Genomic DNA, 16,238 nt, shown 5'->3' with positions numbered 1-16,238 from the left:
CAGAATTTCGGCTTGGTGTTATGCGGCTATCAGTACAGTTGCCGTGAATAGCCGTTCATGGCTGTGGCTGTGCCGGTCTGCAGGCGCGACCTAGAATGCTGCATGACCGCTCCAACTTGCATCGGGCAAAGGTTGCGGTGCAGGTTGTGAGGCGTTTATGCATATTTCTTCCGGTCGCTGGCTCTATGGTCTTTTTCTCGCGCTGCTGACTGCGGTGTTGTGGGGCGTGCTGCCGATCAAACTCAAGCAAGTGCTGCAGGTGATGGATCCGGTTACGGTGACCTGGTTTCGCCTGCTGGTTTCCGGCTCCATCCTGCTGGCCTACCTGGCGGCCAGCAAGCGTCTGCCGGCGTTCCGCCCATTAGGCAAGAAGGGCGCCTGGCTCCTGCTGCTGGCGATAGCCGGGTTGACCGCCAATTATGTGCTGTATCTGGTCGGCCTCAACCTGCTCAGCCCCGGCACGACCCAGCTGGTGATTCAGGTGGCGCCGATTCTGCTGCTGGTCAGTAGCATCTTTATCTTCCGCGAGCGCTTCAGCCTCGGTCAGGGGCTTGGTTTGCTGGTACTGCTGATTGGCTTTGCCCTGTTCTTCAACCAGCGTCTTGGCGAGCTGCTGACTTCGCTGACGGCCTACACCACGGGTGTGCTGGTCGTGCTATTGGCCGCTTTTGTCTGGGCCTTTTATGGCTTGGCGCAGAAGCAGTTGCTGACGGTGTGGAATTCACTGCAGGTGATGATGGTGATCTACCTGGCCTGCGCTCTATTGCTGACACCCTGGGCACATCCGCTGCAGGCGTTTGAGCTGAGCCCGCTGCAGGGCTGGCTGCTGTTTGCCTGCTGCCTGAATACGTTGGTGGCCTACGGCGCGTTTGCCGAAGCGCTGGCGCATTGGGAGGCTTCGCGGGTCAGCGCAGCATTGGCGATTACCCCGTTGGTAACCTTTACCTCGGTGGCGCTGGCTGCCAGCTGGTGGCCTGATCATGTGCAGCCTGAGCAGATCAATTGGCTGGCCTATGGCGGAGCGGTGCTGGTGGTGTTGGGGTCAGCGCTGACGGCACTTGGCCCATCGCTGCTCGCCAGCTGGAAAGCCCGTAGGAGTGACGTGATGCCCGTAGGAGCCCTGAAATGAGCCAGGATGAGCTGGCGCGAATCAACGCCAAGATACTTGCTGTCGGAGAACAATCTTTGCCGGCGGTGACCCTGCGTGATGGCAGTCGTGTCCAGACGGGCACGGTGGCCACCATGCTGCACAACATCGAACTGTATAACCAGGGTGAGCGCGGCGAGGTCGAGCGTGAGCTGGAACTGGCCGTACCTACACTTTGCCGCATTGGCCTGTTCCAGCTGTTTTCCCCGGAGGAGTGGAGCGCGAGTGAAGATAATCCAGGCCGTCGCTATGTCGGCCTGAAAGCCCGTGAGTACCTCGGCGACTAGGCTTTTACGCCCAGACTTTCCGCACGGCGCAACCAGCTCTGGCGTTGTTCTTCGCTGGAGGGGCGCACGGGAGCGAACTCGGCCAGGCGGCGGGTTTTGATGCCGCTGAAGCCGAGGATGGTACGAGTCATCTGTCGGTGCCCGGGTGCGCCGTAGATCCAGCGGAAGTACCAGGGCGGCGTATCCATGGTCACCAGCAGGTCGGCGGTGCGCCCGGTCAGCAGCTTGTCCCAGAGTTGCGAGCGGTTGCGGTACTTGAAGGCAAAGCCGGGCAGAAAGGTGCGGTCAAAAAAGCCTTTGAGCAGCGCAGGAATACCGCCCCACCAGACCGGATAGACGAATACTAGGTGTTCGGCCCAGTGGATCTGCCGCTGTGCTTCCAGCAGATCGGGTTCCAGTTGCTGGCTTTGCTCGTAGCCATCACGCAGCACTGGGTCATAGCTCATCTCTCCCAGCTTCAACTGGCGTACCACATGGCCCTTGCTGCGAGCTCCCTGGGCATAGGCTTCGCCGAGGGCATGGCAGAAGCTGGTGCCCTTCGGTGTGCCGAGAATCATCAGGATGCGTTTGCCATCACCTTCCAGTGGTGTTGCGCCGCTCTTTGCCGCTTCACTCATGTTGACCCGCCTCCAGCATGTTTTCGGGACGCACCCAGGCGTCGAATTGTTCATTGCTCAGGTAACCCAGCTGCAGCGCCGCTTCTCGCAGGGTGGTGCCATCCTGGTAGGCCTGCTTGGCGATCTGGGCGGCCTTGTCATAGCCGATATGCGGGTTCAGCGCGGTTACCAGCATCAGGCCGCGCTCCAAGTGCTCGGCCATTTTCACAGCGTCCGGTTGCAGGCCAGCGACGCAGTGCTGCTGGAAGTTATGGCAGCCGTCCGCCAGCAGACGTATCGATTGCAACAGGTTGTGAATGATCACCGGCTTGAACACGTTGAGTTGCAGATGGCCCTGGCTTGCGGCAAAGGCAATCGTGGTGTCGTTACCAAGAACTTGGCAAGCCAGCATCGACAGCGCCTCGCATTGGGTTGGATTGACCTTGCCCGGCATGATCGAGCTGCCCGGCTCATTGGCGGGCAAACGCACCTCGGCAAAGCCAGCGCGTGGGCCGGAGCCCAGCAACCGCAGATCGTTAGCCAGTTTCATAAGGGCCACTGCCAGGGTTTTCAAGGCGCCCGATAGCGCCACCAGCGGTTCGTGGCCGGAGAGGGCGGCGAATTTGTTCGGCGCGCTGACCAGCGGCAGCCCGATCAATGCGGCCAGTTCGGCGGCCATGGCATCGGCAAAGCCCTGCGGCGAGTTCAAACCAGTGCCGACTGCCGTGCCGCCCTGGGCCAGTTCACAGGCAGCCGGCAGAGCGGCCTGGATGGCGCGTTCGGCATAGCCCAGCTGCGCGACAAAGGCCGATAGCTCCTGGCCGAAGGTCATCGGTGTGGCGTCCATCATGTGTGTGCGCCCGGTCTTGACCAGCCGCGCATGCTGTTCAGCTTGTTCCTGCAGTCCATCACGCAGTTCACGCACGGCGGGCAGCAGCTGCTGCTGCACGGCTTGCACGGCGGCGATATGCATGGCGGTGGGGAAGCTGTCGTTGGAGCTTTGCGCGCGGTTGACATGGTCGTTGGGGTGCACCGGCGTCTTGCCGCCACGGCCGTTGCCTGCCAGTTCGTTGGCCCGCCCGGCAATCACCTCGTTGACGTTCATGTTGCTTTGCGTGCCGCTGCCGGTTTGCCAGACCACCAGGGGGAATTGCTCATCATGCTGACCGGCCAACACTTCATTGGCGGCCTGCTCGATCAGCCGGGCCAAGTCTGCCGGCAACTCACCGATACGCTGATTAACCCGTGCGGCGGCTTTTTTGATCAGCGCCAGGACATGCACCACCGGCAAGGGCATGCGTTCCTGACCGATAGCGAAGTTGATCAGCGAGCGCTGGGTCTGCGCGCCCCAATAGGCTTCATCAGGTACTTCGATGGGGCCCAGGCTGTCGGTTTCAGTGCGGCTCATGGCGGCTCTCCTGATGGTTGCGCGTGCAGCAAAGGAATTGCCAGGCCAGCGGCTGCCGCCTGGGCGTATCTCAGCTTAGGTCGCTGTGCATCAGCAGAGGTTCAACTGCCACAGGTAACTAACAGGTAACTACCAGCGGGCGCGGGTTTCACCTAGCCAGCCAAGGGCGTTGTTGACGGGTACGCGCTCACCTTCCGGGCCGCGCAAAAACCCCTCGAAATGCCCAAACCACTGCTGCGTGTCAGCATAGAACGGCCCAAGCCGGCGGTAGGTCTGGTGACGCTGGCGTGGGGTGAAGGTCAGGTTGACGCTGTCAGTCGTGCTGCGCAGCTGCCAGGGTGCCAGCGGGTTGTGCGGCGCCTGGGTGATGGCAATGGGAGAGTCCAGATGCTGCAGCTCGCCACCAAGCCACAGGGTGTTTTCCGACAGGCCGCTGTGATCTGTCCAGCCAGCGCCGAAGTTGCCGGCGATTCCACCTGGCGCGGCAAAAGCGGCGCGGGTCCAGTGGCTGTTGAGCGGCCAGACGCCACGGCCGAAATCCAACGAGGCAAAGCTTTGCCCGGTTACGCAGCTGTAATGCTGTTTACCCAGTTGCACGCTGCCGCTGCAGGGCAGACCCAGCTGACGACTGGTGGCGTGAAAGCTATGTGGGCCAAGCGGAGCGACCAGGTTGACCGAGTCCAGGTGGGCAGGGCGTTGAATGTCCAGGGCGACTTGCAGCGGCTGTCCGCCAATATCCGGTGCATTGATGGTGATGCGCGTGCGCCCGGTATGTTCAGCCACGCGCAGTTGCAGGCGTGGGTGGTTGAATTCGTGGCTGGCCTGTGGCTGATCTGGCAGCTCGCAACCACGGCCGAATAGGCGGTACTGGCTGTAGGCGACGGCTTGGCCGCTTTGCAGATCAAGGAAGTAGGCGGCGGCGTAACCCAGGTAGTCGAGGTCGGCCTGGGTGAAGGAGAGCATCCACTGCGGAGTGGTGATGCACCAATGGTTCCAGCGTTTGCGCCGGCCGAAGTGCCCGGGTATGGCGCAATCGATCATCGGCCTGGGCGACCAGCCGATGGCCTGCGGGTTGAGCAGGCCGCGGCTGTCGCATAGCGCGATGGCGGCCAAAGGCTCTGGGTGAGTGAAACTGTTCATCGACACGTCCATGTGTGTGCTGGCGCCTACCCTGTGGGCTCAAAGGCGCGCTGAAGCAGAAGATGGCTTATCTCGCCGAGCATGCACAGGCATTGGCCTGCTCGGCAAGTGCTGGCATTTTGGCCTTTATGCAGGCAGTGCGCCAGTGCACAGTTGTAGCGTGAGTTGATCGACGCTCTTACTGACTTGAGTGTGACCAGCGCTTGGGCACAAAATGCCGGCAACTTAGTCCAACAGCACTCATTACCTTCCTCAGGAGTAGTACATGTCACGTTTACCTGCCTTTTGCGCTGCCTTAATACTGACGTGCGGTAGTGCTCAGGTACTTGCCGATGGCAAAAGCCACGCCGCCGATGCCGAGCGTTTCCTGCTGCTGGCTCGCGCCGACAAGCTGGCGGTCCCGGTCTTTGCCCAGGTGCAGCAGATGTTTGCCCAGCGCTTTGCCGAGAGCAATGCGCCGCAGAGCGAGAAAGCTGTGCTGGAAACCTACCAGGCCCAGGCCAATGCAGCCCTTGAACAGGCTGTGGGTTGGGACAAGCTCAAGCCGGATATGGTCAAGCTCTACACCAGCAACTTCGACGAGCAGGAAATGAAAGACCTGATTCGTTTCTATGAATCGCCGCTTGGCAAGAAAGTCCTGGAGAAAATGCCGACACTGACCGCGCAGTCCGCGCAGCTGACCCAGGGCAAGCTGGAAGCCGCCGTACCCAAGGTCAATCAGCTATTGGCGGAAATGACCACCAAACTGACTCCAAAGAAGCCCTGAGTGACAGTCCCCATGCCGAAGATCGATTTATTGCAGGCTGCTCTGGCGAGTCTGCAGCCCCAGCAGCTTGAGGTGCTGGATGAAAGCCATATGCACAGCCGGGGGCTGGAAACCCATTACAAGGCGGTGATCGTCAGCGAGCAGTTTGCTGGCCTGAATGCGGTCAAGCGTCATCAGAAGGTCTACGCCGCTGTAGGCGAGCTGATGGGCCAGATCCATGCCCTAGCGCTGCATACCTATACACCCGATGAGTGGTCACACCAGGGCGTGGCTCCGGACTCGCCGACCTGCAAGGGCGGCCACTAACCGCATTTGCGCTTGTTCTGAGGCAATTCGCCTCTACACGGCGCTTCTCAAGGACAGTAAACTGCCGCCCCCGCCGGCTCTAGGTGCACAACCTGGGCCGGCGTATTTTTTGTATCCCGGTCCGCCCTTTACGTGGGCGACTACTGAAGGACATGCATATGACAGGCAAGATCGTTGTCGCCGCGCTGTATAAATTCGTTTCCCTGCCAGACTTCCATGATCTGCGTGAGCCACTGCTGCAATGCATGCTGGATAACGCGGTAAAGGGCACCTTGCTGCTGGCCGAAGAGGGCATCAATGGCACCGTCTCAGGTTCGCGCGCTGGTATCGACGGGCTGATGGCCTGGTTTGACCTGGACCCGCGCATGGCCGATATCGACCACAAGGAATCCTATTGCGATGAGCAGCCGTTCTATCGCACCAAGGTCAAGCTGAAGAAGGAAATCGTCACCCTGGGCGTTCCCGGCGTTGATCCGAACCAGAAGGTCGGCACCTACGTCGAGCCCAAGGACTGGAATGCACTGATCTCAGACCCTGAAGTGCTGCTGATCGATACGCGCAACGATTACGAAGTGTCGATTGGCACCTTCGAGGGCGCGGTAGACCCGAAAACCAAGTCGTTCCGCGAGTTTCCCGACTACATCAAGGCGCACTTCGATCCGGCCAAGCACAAGAAAGTTGCGATGTTCTGCACCGGTGGCATCCGTTGTGAGAAGGCTTCGAGCTATATGCTCGGTGAAGGTTTTGAGGAGGTTTTCCACCTCAAGGGCGGCATCCTCAAATACCTCGAAGAAGTACCGCAGGAAGAGACCAAGTGGCAGGGCGACTGCTTCGTCTTCGACAACCGGGTGACCGTGCGTCATGACCTTAGCGAAGGCGACTACGATCAGTGCCATGCCTGCCGTACGCCGGTTTCGGTGGAAGATCGTCAGTCCGAGTTCTACACCCCAGGTGTCAGCTGCCCGCATTGCTGGGATTCGCTGCCGGAGAAAACCCGCGCCGGCGCCCGCGAGCGTCAACGGCAGATTGAGTTGGCCAAGGCACGCAATCAGCCGCACCCGCTGGGCTACAACCCCCGACAAAACCGCGAGGCTTAAGCATGCACGCACGCCTGCTCTATGTGATGGACCCTATGTGTTCATGGTGCTGGGGCTTTGCCCCGGTGCTGGAGTCCCTCGCTGAGCAGGCTGCTGCCGCAGGTGTGGGGTTGGAACTGGTGCTGGGCGGCCTGCGCCGTGATGGCGTGGCCATTGATGCCGCCGCGCGGGTGCGTTACCTAGGCTACTGGCAGGCGGTCAATGCCAGCACCGGGCAGTTGTTCAACTTCACTGCCGGTTTGCCTGAGGGGTTGGTCTATGACACCGAGCCGGCCAGGTTGCGCGCTGGTGACTGCGCGCAACCTGGCCCCCGAGCTGGTCTGGCCACTGGCCCGACTGATTCAGCGGGCGTTCTACACCGAAGGGGTGGATGTCACCCGCGCCAGCGTGCTGGTGGAATTGGCCGAGCGCGCCGGGATTCCGCGCATCGTGTTTGCCTAAGCTTTCGACAGCGCCGCACAACGCGCCGCCACTGCCGCCGATTTCAGCTGGACCCAGGAACTGGGCATTGCCGGCTTTCCCACGTTGCTTGCTGAATGCAACGGCCAACTGGCCTTGCTGACCAACGGTTATCAACCCCTGGACGTGTTGCAGCCCTTGCTGGCACGCTGGCTGGAGCGGGTTGCCCATGCCTGATCGGTTGAGTTGGGCGGAAGTTCGTCGGCTGGCCCTGCAGCACAAGAAGGCGTTGATCTGGGCCAACCTGGTTGCCGTGCTGGCGACCCTGTGCAGCGTGCCGATTCCGCTGTTGCTGCCGTTGCTGGTCGATGAGGTGCTGCTTAACGACGGTGATGCTGCGCTCAAGGTGATGGATAACTTCCTGCCGGCTCATTGGGAAACCGCCGCCGGCTATATCGGCCTGATGCTGGTGCTGACCCTGTTTCTGCGCGGTGGTGCGCTGATCTTCAACGTGCTACAGGCGCGGCTATTCGCCCGCTTGTCGAAGGACATCGTCTACCGCATCCGCATTCGCCTGATCGAGCGGCTCAAGCGGATTTCCCTCGGCGAGTATGAAAGCCTCGGCGGCGGCACCGTGACCACGCACCTGGTCACCGATCTCGATACCCTGGATAAGTTTGTCGGCGAAACCCTCAGCCGCTTTCTGGTGGCCATGCTTACCCTGGCTGGTACCTCTGCGATCCTGATTTGGATGCACTGGCAGCTGGCACTGCTGATTTTGCTGTTTAATCCGCTGGTGATTTACGCCACGGTGCAGCTGGGCAAGCGCGTCAAACACCTGAAGAAGCTGGAGAACGACAGCACTTCGCGCTTTACCCAGGCGCTGACCGAAACCCTCGAAGCGATTCAGGAAATCCGCGCTGGTAATCGCCAGGGCTTTTTCCTCGGGCGTCTCGGTGGTCGGGCCAAGGAGGTGCGCGACTACGCCGTGGCCTCGCAGTGGAAAACCGATGCCTCGAACCGTGCCAGCGGTCTGCTGTTCCAGTTCGGTATCGACGTATTTCGCGCGGCGGCCATGCTCACCGTGCTGTTCTCCGACCTGTCGATCGGCCAGATGCTCGCGGTGTTCAGCTACCTGTGGTTTATGATCGGCCCGGTCGAGCAACTGCTCAGCCTGCAATACGCCTTCTACGCCGCCGGCGGCGCCTTGAGCCGGATCAACGAGCTGCTGGCGCGCAAGGACGAGCCGCAATACCCCGGTCGCGTCGATCCGTTCAAGGGGCGCGAGACCGTGGGCATTGAAGTCAGCGGACTGACCTTCGCCTATAACGACGAGCCGGTACTGGACCATCTGAACCTGAGCATCGCGCCCGGGGAGAAGGTCGCCATCGTCGGGGCCAGTGGTGGCGGCAAGAGCACCCTGGTGCAGCTGCTGCTCGGGTTGTATACGCCGCAGGCTGGAACCATCCGCTTCGGCGGCAGCAGCCAGGAAGAAATTGGCCTGGAAGTCGTGCGTGAGCATGTGGCAGTGGTGCTGCAGCATCCGGCGCTGTTCAACGACAGCGTGCGCGCCAACCTGTGCATGGGCCGCGAACGCAGTGACGAAGCCTGTTGGCAAGCCCTGCAGATTGCTCAGCTGGCCGATACCATTCGCGGCTTGCCGCAAGGCCTGGATAGCATCGTCGGCCGCTCCGGCGTGCGCCTCTCCGGTGGCCAGCGTCAACGTCTGGCGATTGCCCGCATGGTGCTGGCCGAGCCAAAAGTGGTGATCCTCGATGAGGCCACCTCGGCTCTGGATGCTGCCACCGAATACGCCTTGCACCAGGCGCTCAACCAGTTCCTGCATGGCCGCACCACGCTGATCATCGCTCACCGCCTGAGCGCGGTTAAGCAGGCGGATCGGGTGCTGGTGTTTGATGGCGGCAGCATCGCCGAAGACGGCGGTCATCAGCAGCTGATCGCCGACGGCGGGCTCTACGCCAAGCTCTACGGTCATCTGCAGCACTGATAGCGGCAGTAGGGGGGATGACGCTTTTTTCATCCACCACTAGGGTCTGTTGCCGTTTCACGTGGGCAGCCATAGGAAGGCACAGGCCATAGCCACCACGCTTTCGTAATTTCTCTTGAGCTTGTCGAAACGAGATGCCACAGTCCGGTAGTGCTTCAGCCGGGCGAAAGCGTTTTCTACCAGGTGCCGATTACGGTAAAGACCTCTGTCCAGATCCGCGTTGCCTTTCACAGAGTTGCGCTTTCTCGGAATCACGGCCTTGGCCCCTTGTAGCTCAACCTGCTCCCGAACTTTCTCGCTGTCATAGCCCTTATCAGCGACGATGGTTTCTGCCGCCGGGAGCTTGGAAATCAATGAGGATGCCTGAGTACAGTCATTGATTTGGCCTCCCGTGATTTCAAACTCGATGGGCAAGCCGTGGGCGTCTACCGCCAAGTGAGTCTTGCTGGTATTGCCCGCTCGACTTTTCCCTATAGCCTCATCGTTGCCACTGACAGCACCTGCACTGTGCTGGTGAGCCTTGGCATAGCTTCCATCAATGAACACCCACTCCATGTCGGGCTCCGTCACCAGCATCTTGAAGACCTTGAGCCATTTGCCAGCAGCGGACCACGCATTGAAGCGTTTATAGACCTTATTCCAGTTCCCGAACGCTTTAGGCAGGTCTCTCCAGGGACAGCCTGTGCGCATGCGGTACAGCATGCCCTCCACGGTCATTCGCAGGTCACGCTTGTTGTAGATGGCCTTGTGCAGCAGAATTTCCCCAAGCTTCGACCAATGCTCATCGCTGAGCAGTAATCGGGGCATTGCAAGCTTGTGTCGGTGTTGGGTCAGAGCTTCAACGATACGAGTTTGCTCTTATAGATCAATTGGTTAGCGCAAAACGGCAACAGACCCTAGGCCGCGCGGTGGATGGGTGAAGCGTCATCCCCCCTGCGTTCCCTGTTAGAACCACACTTTTTCGCGGGTCATACCCCGGGATTTGCTGTGGGTTTCAGATAGACCAAGGCACACCTGGCAGTTAAATCGACCGCCTTGTAAATCTTTCGTTACTCGGTGCGGGTGGTTGTAGTCAGCAGGCACGCTGTTTTCCTGAGTGTATTAAAAACTTGCCGAAAGCCATGGCCAGGCCTGGAGCAGGCCGCTCTGGGCCCGCTTGTGAGCTGGGCTGCGCTCGGTTGTTATGAGGTCAGTCCGCGCCGTTGCATCGCGCAGCGGCTGATCAAAACAACAACGAGGAGGCGCAATGAACGCCGTGAACAAGATCGAACAGCACAACCCTATTGGTACCGACGGCTTCGAGTTCGTCGAGTACACCGCGCCGACCCCGGAAGGCATCCAGCAGCTGCGCGAGCTGTTCACCGCCATGGGCTTTACCGAAACCGCCAAGCATCGCTCGAAAGAGGTCTGGCTGTTCCAGCAGAACGACATCAACTTCGTCCTCAACGGCAGCCCCACCGGGCATGTGCGCGAATTCGGTTTGAAACACGGTCCGAGTGCCTGCGCCATGGCATTCCGCGTGCAGAACGCCGCCCAGGCCGCCGCTTATGTGGAATCCCAGGGCGCCAAGCTGGTCGGCAGCCACGCCAACTTCGGCGAGCTGAATATTCCCTGCGTCGAGGGTATCGGCGGCTCCTTGCTGTATCTGGTCGACCGCTTCGGCGACAAGAGCATCTACGACGTCGATTTCGAGTACATCGAAGGCCGCACGCCGAACGACAACGCGGTCGGCCTTAAAGAGCTGGATCACCTGACCCACAACGTCAAGCGTGGGCAGATGGACGTGTGGTCAGGCTTCTACGAGCGCATCGCCAATTTCCGCGAAATCCGTTACTTCGACATCGAAGGCAAGCTTACCGGCCTGCTGTCGCGCGCCATGACCGCGCCGTGCGGCAAGATCCGCATCCCGATCAACGAGTCGGCCGACGACAAGTCGCAGATCGAGGAATTTATCCGCGAGTACCAGGGCGAAGGCATCCAGCATATCGCCCTGAGCACCGAGGATATCTACGCCACCGTGCGCCAGCTGCGGGCCAATGGCGTGCAGTTTATGGTCACGCCGGGCACTTACTACGACAAGGTCGATACCCGTGTGGCCGGGCATGGCGAGCCGACCGATGTGCTGCGTGAATTGAGCATTCTGATCGATGGTGCGCCGGGTGATGACGGCATTCTGCTGCAGATTTTCACCAATACGGTGATTGGTCCGATCTTCTTCGAGATCATCCAGCGCAAGGGCAACCAGGGCTTTGGTGAGGGCAACTTCAAGGCGCTGTTCGAGTCGATTGAGGAAGACCAGATCAAGCGCGGCGTGATCTCCGAGGAGTAATGCCATGAGCCGGCAATGGATCAGTTTCCCTTTGCGTGAAGGCGAGTGTTCGCGTCAGGCGCACTGCGACTTTCCTGAAGGCACTTATGAGCGTGAGATGGGCCGCGAGGGCTTTTTCGGCCCTACGGCGCACCTGCACCACAAGCATCCGCCGACTGGTTGGATCGACTGGCAGGGGCCGCTGCGCCCGCATGCGTTCAACTTCAATGATATTTCCAGCGAGCGTGACTGCCCGCTGGCTGCGCCGCTGACCCTGCATAACAGCGATGTGAAGCTGCGCGTGTGGAAAACCCACGGCGCCATGCGCCATCTGGTGCGCAACGCCGATGGCGATGACCTGCTGTTTATTCACGAGGGAGCAGGGGAGTTTTACTGCGACTTCGGTCACCTGAGCTACCGCGACGGTGATTACCTGCTGATCCCGCGTGGTACCGCCTGGCGCATCGAGGCCCTTGAGCCGACCTTTATGCTGCTGATCGAAAGCACCGACGGCGCCTATCAGCTGCCGGACAAGGGGCTGCTCGGCCCGCAGGCGATCTTCGACCCGGCGGTGCTCGATCATCCGCGCATCGATGACGCCTTCAAGGCCCAGCAGGACGAGAACACCTGGCAGATTCGCATCAAGCGCCGCGGCCAGATCAGCACTGTGACGTACCCGTACAACCCGCTGGATGTGGTCGGTTGGCATGGCGACAACACCGTGGTGCGCCTCAACTGGCGTGATATCCGCCCGCTGATGAGCCACCGCTATCACCTGCCGCCGTCGGCGCACACCACCTTTGTCGCCAATGGATTTGTGATCTGCACCTTCACCCCGCGTCCGGTGGAAAGCGACCCCGGCGCATTGAAGGTGCCGTTCTATCACAACAACGATGACTACGACGAAGTGCTGTTCTACCACCGGGGCAACTTCTTCAGCCGCGACAATATCGAGCAGGGCATGGTCACCCTGCACCCGTGTGGTTTCCCCCACGGCCCGCACCCCAAGGCGCTGAAGAAGGCGCAAGTCGATCCGGCGACCTTTATCGATGAGGTGGCGGTGATGATCGATACCCGCCGCGCCCTTGAAGTCGGCGAAGCCGCTGCTGGGGTGGATGTTCCCGAATACGTGAATTCCTGGCGTGCGCCGGGCAAGGACTCCTGATGAAGCTCGCATCACTGAACCAAGGCCGCGACGGTGTGCTCGTCGTGGTATCGCGCGACCTCAGCCGCGCCACCAACGTGCCGACCATCGCCGCCACCCTGCAGGCCGCGCTGGATAACTGGGCGGTGGCCAAGCCCAAGCTGGAGGCGGTGTATCAGCGCCTCAACGATGGTCTGGAAGAGGGCGCGTTTGCCTTCGATCAGGCTGCCTGCCACAGCCCGTTGCCGCGCGCCTACCACTGGGCCGATGGCAGCGCTTACGTCAATCATGTGGAGCTGGTGCGCAAGGCGCGTGGCGCCGAGATTCCGGAAAGCTTCTGGCATGACCCGCTGATGTACCAGGGTGGCGCCGACTGCTTTATCCCGCCGCACAGCCCGATCCAGATGGCCGACGAGGCCTGGGGCATCGACCTGGAAGCCGAGATTGCGGTGATCACCGATGACGTGCCGATGGGCGCGACCGCCGCCGAGGCCGCCGGACATATCCAGCTGCTGATGTTGGTCAACGACGTGTCACTGCGTAATTTGATTCCCGGCGAACTGGCCAAGGGCTTTGGCTTCTACCAGAGCAAGCCGTCGTCGAGCTTCTCGCCAGTGGCGATTACCCCGGATGAGCTGGGCGATACCTGGCGCGATGGCAAGGTACATCGGCCGCTGGTGTCGCATATCAACGGCGCGCTGTTCGGCCAGCCGGATGCCGGCGTGGACATGACCTTCAACTTCCCAACCCTGGTGGCCCACGCCGCCAAGACCCGTCCGCTGGGCTGCGGCACCATCATCGGCTCCGGCACCGTGTCGAACTACGACCGTAGCGCCGGTTCTTCCTGCCTGGCAGAGAAGCGCATGCTGGAAATCATCGAGGGCGGGGAGGCGAAAACCCCGTTCCTCAAGTTCGGTGACCGGGTGCGCATCGAGATGTTCGACGCCGCCGGCCATAGCCTGTTTGGCGCCATCGATCAGGCGGTGGAGCGCTATGAACACTGAGTTGACGCTCTACGGTTACTGGCGCTCCAGCGCCGCCTACCGGGTGCGGATCGCGCTGAACCTCAAGGGCCTGGCTTATCAGCAGGTGCCGGTGCATCTGGTCAAGGACGGCGGTCAGCAGCATTCGGCCGAGTATCAGGCGCTGAATCCGCAAGAGCTGCTGCCCTTGCTGGAGGATAAAGGCAACGGCGGGGTGCGTATCGCCCAGTCGCTGGCGATTCTCGAATACCTCGATGAGGTGTTTCCGGCGCCGGCATTGCTGCCCAGCGATCCGACGCAGCGTGCTCAGGTGCGTGCCCTGGCCCTGCATATCGCCTGCGACCTGCACCCGCTGAACAACCTGCGGGTGCTGCAGTACCTGAGCGGTGAGCTGGGCGTTGGCGAGAATGCCAAGGACCTTTGGTATCGCCATTGGCTGCACAAGGGCCTGGCGGCGGTCGAGACGGGGCTGGCGGTGTTCAATGATCGCCTGTCGCTCGGTGAGCGGCCAGGATATCTGGAAGCCTGTCTGGTTCCACAGCTGTATAATGCGCGCCGTTTTAACTGTGACCTTGATGCGTACCCGCGCATCCTCGCCATGGCGGCGCGTTGTGAATCCCTGGAAGCCTTTAAACAGGCTGCGCCGGAGGTGCAACCCGACGCCCAGTGATCCTGCCGGCTTCGCCGCCGTCAGGCACAGGCGAACCCGGTTTTGCAGAGCGAGCCAGGTGGCCAGATCGGCTGCCTTCACACTCTGTGTGCCTTGCCACTCCGCCGCGCCACAAGCGCTGCGGGTTCTATTTCGTCACAGATAAAAACAAACAGGTGACGCATGACCCGTGAAAAACCGAAGAGCCTCTGGCTCTCGCGCTGGGGCTTTATTCTTGCTGCAACCGGCTCCGCTGTGGGCTTGGGCAATATCTGGAAATTCCCCTACATCACCGGCGAATACGGCGGCGCGTTTGTGCTGATGTACCTGGCCTGCATCCTGGCCATTGGTATCCCGGTGATGATGACCGAGATCGCCATTGGCCGGCGCGGCCGTGGCAGCCCCATCGATGCGATCGGTCGGGTGGTCAAGGAAAACAACGGCAACCCGCTGTGGAAGGCGGTCGGCGGCATGGCCATGCTGGCCGGCTTTATGATCCTGTGTTTCTACGTGGTGGTGGCCGGTTGGGCCTTTGCCTACACGGTGAAAATGCTCGACGGCTCCCTGGCAGCTACCAGCGTGGAAGCCCTTGGCGGGGTATTCGAAGCGCATAACGCCAACCCCTGGCAGCTCGGCGGCTGGAGCGTGCTGGTGGCGCTGCTGACCTTGTGGATCGTCGCCAAGGGCGTGCAGAAGGGCATCGAGAATGCCGTGCGCTGGATGATGCCGGGTCTGGCCTTGATGCTGCTGATTCTGGTGGGCTACGCCTTTACCAGTGGCGGCTTCAGCGCTGGCTTCGATTTTCTGTTTACCTTCGATGCTTCGAAAATTACCGGTGAAGCGTTGCTGGCCGCGCTGGGCCATGCCTTCTTTACCCTGAGTCTGGCCTCCGGGGCAATTCTCACCTACGGCTCCTACCTGCCGGACGGCCAGTCGGTGGCGCGCACCACCTTTGTTGTGGCCATCTGCGACACCTGCGTGGCGTTGCTGGCGGGGCTGGCGATTTTCCCGATTATCTTCGCCAACGGCATGAGCCCGAGCGCCGGGCCGGGGTTGATCTTTATGAGCCTGCCGCTGGCCTTCCAGCAGATGCCGTTCGGTACTGCATTCGGCGTGCTGTTCTTCGCCATGGTGTCGATTGCCGCGCTGACTTCGGCGATCTCCATGATCGAAGCCACGGTGGCCTACCTGAATGAGAAGTACGGTATCAGCCGCTTCAAGGCTGCAGCCACTTCCGGTGCGGTGCTGCTGGTGATCACCTGCTGGCGATACTCTCGTTCAACCTGCTGTCCGGTTGGACGCCGCTGGGCAAGAACTTCTTCGACTGGCTGGATTACCTGACTTCACGCTGGATGATGCCGCTGGGCGGTATCTTCATGGTGTTGCTGGCCGGTTACGCCCTGCGCAGCGAGATCATGCGTGATGAGCTGAATCTGCCGCCGCTGGGCTATGCCCTGTGGCTGTTTATGGTGCGCTACGTCAGCCCGGTGCTGATCATGGTGGTGTTCCTGCACGCCCTGGGCTGGTTGATGTTTGACCCGATTGCCCAGTGGTACTGGATTGCTGGCGCCATCGGCCTGCTCGCGGTGCTTGGTGAAGTGCTCAGGCCACGAGTCGTACCGGTGCTCGCCGGGCGTTAATCACGCCACGTTGAGCCGCAGTAGAGAAGGGCGCACAAGCAAAAGCCGTGCGCCCTTTTTATTGGCGATGCCTGAATACCTGTTGCCTAAAGATATGTCGCTGCCTGCTGGGCTTTGCTCAACGTCAGCCTGCGATTTGTCGTCTCGCAACATGTGATGGGCTCATGGCCTTTCTTATGGTCGTCATATCCTTGGCGTGGACTTTCTGGCGATAACTCGCCATTCGCGATAAAGGATCAGCGGAAACCTGCCGATAAACCAGGTTGTCCGCAGTATTCGGCTTTTGGCTTTATCGCCCTGGTCCACCGTCAACGGCTCTGGCTCCGGCCTTTGCGTTGTTGCCTAAACTCAGGTCAGGCC

The 16,238-nt window shown here is 60.8% G+C and carries 14 protein-coding genes and 2 pseudogenes; 12 read left to right on the top strand and 4 right to left on the bottom strand.

The annotated features are described in order from the left end of the window. Positions 1–157: 157 nt before the first annotated feature. Both BLW24_RS20305 and BLW24_RS20300 read left to right on the top strand, forming a co-directional pair. The gene (locus BLW24_RS20305) at positions 158–1,129 is read left to right on the top strand and encodes a DMT family transporter (protein ID WP_090386400.1); all 972 of its coding nucleotides are present in this window, start codon (positions 158–160) and stop codon (positions 1,127–1,129) included. Then, entirely contained in the window at positions 1,126–1,434 is a 309-nt protein-coding gene (locus BLW24_RS20300) for a DUF7709 family protein (protein ID WP_090386397.1), read from the top strand. Before BLW24_RS20305 ends, BLW24_RS20300 begins: the two co-directional genes overlap by 4 nt. Here BLW24_RS20300 and BLW24_RS20295 read toward each other — a convergent pair. The 3 genes from BLW24_RS20295 to BLW24_RS20285 all read right to left on the bottom strand — a co-directional run bounded on the left by BLW24_RS20295 (position 1,431) and on the right by BLW24_RS20285 (position 4,578). Next, on the bottom strand, positions 1,431–2,051 hold the full coding sequence (locus tag BLW24_RS20295; RefSeq protein WP_090386395.1) for an NAD(P)H-dependent oxidoreductase: 621 nt from the start codon (positions 2,049–2,051) through the stop codon (positions 1,431–1,433). The two genes, BLW24_RS20300 and BLW24_RS20295, sit on opposite strands and share 4 nt — an antisense overlap. Next, a complete protein-coding gene (locus tag BLW24_RS20290; protein ID WP_090386391.1) occupies positions 2,044–3,438 on the bottom strand; it encodes a class II fumarate hydratase in 1,395 nt (464 codons plus the stop codon). The genes BLW24_RS20295 and BLW24_RS20290 overlap by 8 nt, the downstream gene beginning before the upstream one ends. Before the next feature lie 129 nt (positions 3,439–3,567). Beyond that, positions 3,568–4,578, bottom strand: a complete 1,011-nt coding sequence (locus BLW24_RS20285; protein ID WP_090387812.1) for a DUF2804 domain-containing protein — start codon at positions 4,576–4,578, stop codon at positions 3,568–3,570. 265 nt (positions 4,579–4,843) lie between these two features. On the opposite strand from BLW24_RS20285, the gene BLW24_RS20280 reads away from it, so the two are divergent. The 5 genes and pseudogenes from BLW24_RS20280 (at position 4,844) to BLW24_RS20260 (ending at position 9,154) form a co-directional block, all read left to right on the top strand. After that, positions 4,844–5,344, top strand: coding sequence for a DUF2059 domain-containing protein (locus tag BLW24_RS20280; protein WP_090386389.1), 501 nt, complete (start codon positions 4,844–4,846; stop codon positions 5,342–5,344). Positions 5,345–5,356: 12 nt separating this feature from the next. Beyond that, entirely contained in the window at positions 5,357–5,650 is a 294-nt protein-coding gene (locus BLW24_RS20275; protein WP_090386387.1) for a BolA family protein, read from the top strand. Between the two features lie 158 nt (positions 5,651–5,808). Further along, the gene (gene trhO / locus BLW24_RS20270; protein WP_090386385.1) at positions 5,809–6,747 is read left to right on the top strand and encodes an oxygen-dependent tRNA uridine(34) hydroxylase TrhO; all 939 of its coding nucleotides are present in this window, start codon (positions 5,809–5,811) and stop codon (positions 6,745–6,747) included. A 2-nt stretch (positions 6,748–6,749) separates the two neighbouring features. Next, positions 6,750–7,383 (top strand): annotated as a pseudogene (locus tag BLW24_RS20265) (DsbA family protein). Then, positions 7,376–9,154 carry an ABC transporter ATP-binding protein gene (locus BLW24_RS20260; protein ID WP_090386383.1) on the top strand — a complete coding sequence of 593 codons (1,779 nt, stop codon included), beginning with the start codon at positions 7,376–7,378 and terminating at the stop codon, positions 9,152–9,154. The pseudogene BLW24_RS20265 and the gene BLW24_RS20260 overlap by 8 nt, the downstream one beginning before the upstream one ends. A 57-nt stretch (positions 9,155–9,211) precedes the next feature. Here the strand turns inward: BLW24_RS20260 and BLW24_RS20255 are convergent, their stop codons facing one another. Beyond that, complete coding sequence (locus tag BLW24_RS20255; protein WP_090386382.1) at positions 9,212–9,961, bottom strand: IS5 family transposase; 750 nt, start codon at positions 9,959–9,961, stop codon at positions 9,212–9,214. Between the two features lie 439 nt (positions 9,962–10,400). Here BLW24_RS20255 and hppD point away from each other — a divergent pair, with 439 nt between their 5' ends. The 5 genes and pseudogenes from hppD to BLW24_RS20230 all read left to right on the top strand — a co-directional run bounded on the left by hppD (position 10,401) and on the right by BLW24_RS20230 (position 15,878). Then, the gene (gene hppD / locus BLW24_RS20250) at positions 10,401–11,483 is read left to right on the top strand and encodes a 4-hydroxyphenylpyruvate dioxygenase (protein ID WP_090386380.1); all 1,083 of its coding nucleotides are present in this window, start codon (positions 10,401–10,403) and stop codon (positions 11,481–11,483) included. A 4-nt stretch (positions 11,484–11,487) separates the two neighbouring features. Further along, complete coding sequence (locus BLW24_RS20245) at positions 11,488–12,627, top strand: homogentisate 1,2-dioxygenase (RefSeq protein ID WP_090386378.1); 1,140 nt, start codon at positions 11,488–11,490, stop codon at positions 12,625–12,627. Continuing rightward, the gene (locus BLW24_RS20240) at positions 12,627–13,610 is read left to right on the top strand and encodes a fumarylacetoacetate hydrolase family protein (protein WP_090386376.1); all 984 of its coding nucleotides are present in this window, start codon (positions 12,627–12,629) and stop codon (positions 13,608–13,610) included. Before BLW24_RS20245 ends, BLW24_RS20240 begins: the two co-directional genes overlap by 1 nt. Next, entirely contained in the window at positions 13,600–14,259 is a 660-nt protein-coding gene (maiA, locus tag BLW24_RS20235) for a maleylacetoacetate isomerase (protein WP_090386374.1), read from the top strand. Before BLW24_RS20240 ends, maiA begins: the two co-directional genes overlap by 11 nt. Positions 14,260–14,421: 162 nt before the next feature. Then, positions 14,422–15,878 (top strand): annotated as a pseudogene (locus tag BLW24_RS20230) (sodium-dependent transporter). The last annotated feature ends 360 nt before the right edge of the window (positions 15,879–16,238 follow it).

It is taken from the genome of Pseudomonas anguilliseptica (assembly GCF_900105355.1).
Classification (GTDB): domain Bacteria; phylum Pseudomonadota; class Gammaproteobacteria; order Pseudomonadales; family Pseudomonadaceae; genus Aquipseudomonas; species Aquipseudomonas anguilliseptica.
The sequence above is the reverse complement of the archived record's forward strand: the minus strand, read 5'-3'. Positions and strand labels throughout refer to the sequence as shown.

Bases quoted from the DNA above. Each gene is read 5' to 3' on its own strand.
- BLW24_RS20280 (WP_090386389.1), top strand. From the start codon at position 4,844: ATGTCACGTTTACCTGCCTTTTGCGCTGCCTTAATACTGACGTGCGGT.
- BLW24_RS20290 (WP_090386391.1), bottom strand. From the start codon at position 3,438: ATGAGCCGCACTGAAACCGACAGCCTGGGCCCCATCGAAGTACCTGAT.
- trhO (WP_090386385.1), top strand. From the start codon at position 5,809: ATGACAGGCAAGATCGTTGTCGCCGCGCTGTATAAATTCGTTTCCCTG.
- BLW24_RS20285 (WP_090387812.1), bottom strand. From the start codon at position 4,578: ATGAACAGTTTCACTCACCCAGAGCCTTTGGCCGCCATCGCGCTATGC.
- BLW24_RS20275 (WP_090386387.1), top strand. From the start codon at position 5,357: ATGCCGAAGATCGATTTATTGCAGGCTGCTCTGGCGAGTCTGCAGCCC.
- maiA (WP_090386374.1), top strand. From the start codon at position 13,600: ATGAACACTGAGTTGACGCTCTACGGTTACTGGCGCTCCAGCGCCGCC.
- BLW24_RS20300 (WP_090386397.1), top strand. From the start codon at position 1,126: ATGAGCCAGGATGAGCTGGCGCGAATCAACGCCAAGATACTTGCTGTC.
- BLW24_RS20240 (WP_090386376.1), top strand. From the start codon at position 12,627: ATGAAGCTCGCATCACTGAACCAAGGCCGCGACGGTGTGCTCGTCGTG.
- BLW24_RS20260 (WP_090386383.1), top strand. From the start codon at position 7,376: ATGCCTGATCGGTTGAGTTGGGCGGAAGTTCGTCGGCTGGCCCTGCAG.
- BLW24_RS20295 (WP_090386395.1), bottom strand. From the start codon at position 2,051: ATGAGTGAAGCGGCAAAGAGCGGCGCAACACCACTGGAAGGTGATGGC.
- BLW24_RS20245 (WP_090386378.1), top strand. From the start codon at position 11,488: ATGAGCCGGCAATGGATCAGTTTCCCTTTGCGTGAAGGCGAGTGTTCG.
- BLW24_RS20305 (WP_090386400.1), top strand. From the start codon at position 158: ATGCATATTTCTTCCGGTCGCTGGCTCTATGGTCTTTTTCTCGCGCTG.
- hppD (WP_090386380.1), top strand. From the start codon at position 10,401: ATGAACGCCGTGAACAAGATCGAACAGCACAACCCTATTGGTACCGAC.
- BLW24_RS20255 (WP_090386382.1), bottom strand. From the start codon at position 9,961: ATGCCCCGATTACTGCTCAGCGATGAGCATTGGTCGAAGCTTGGGGAA.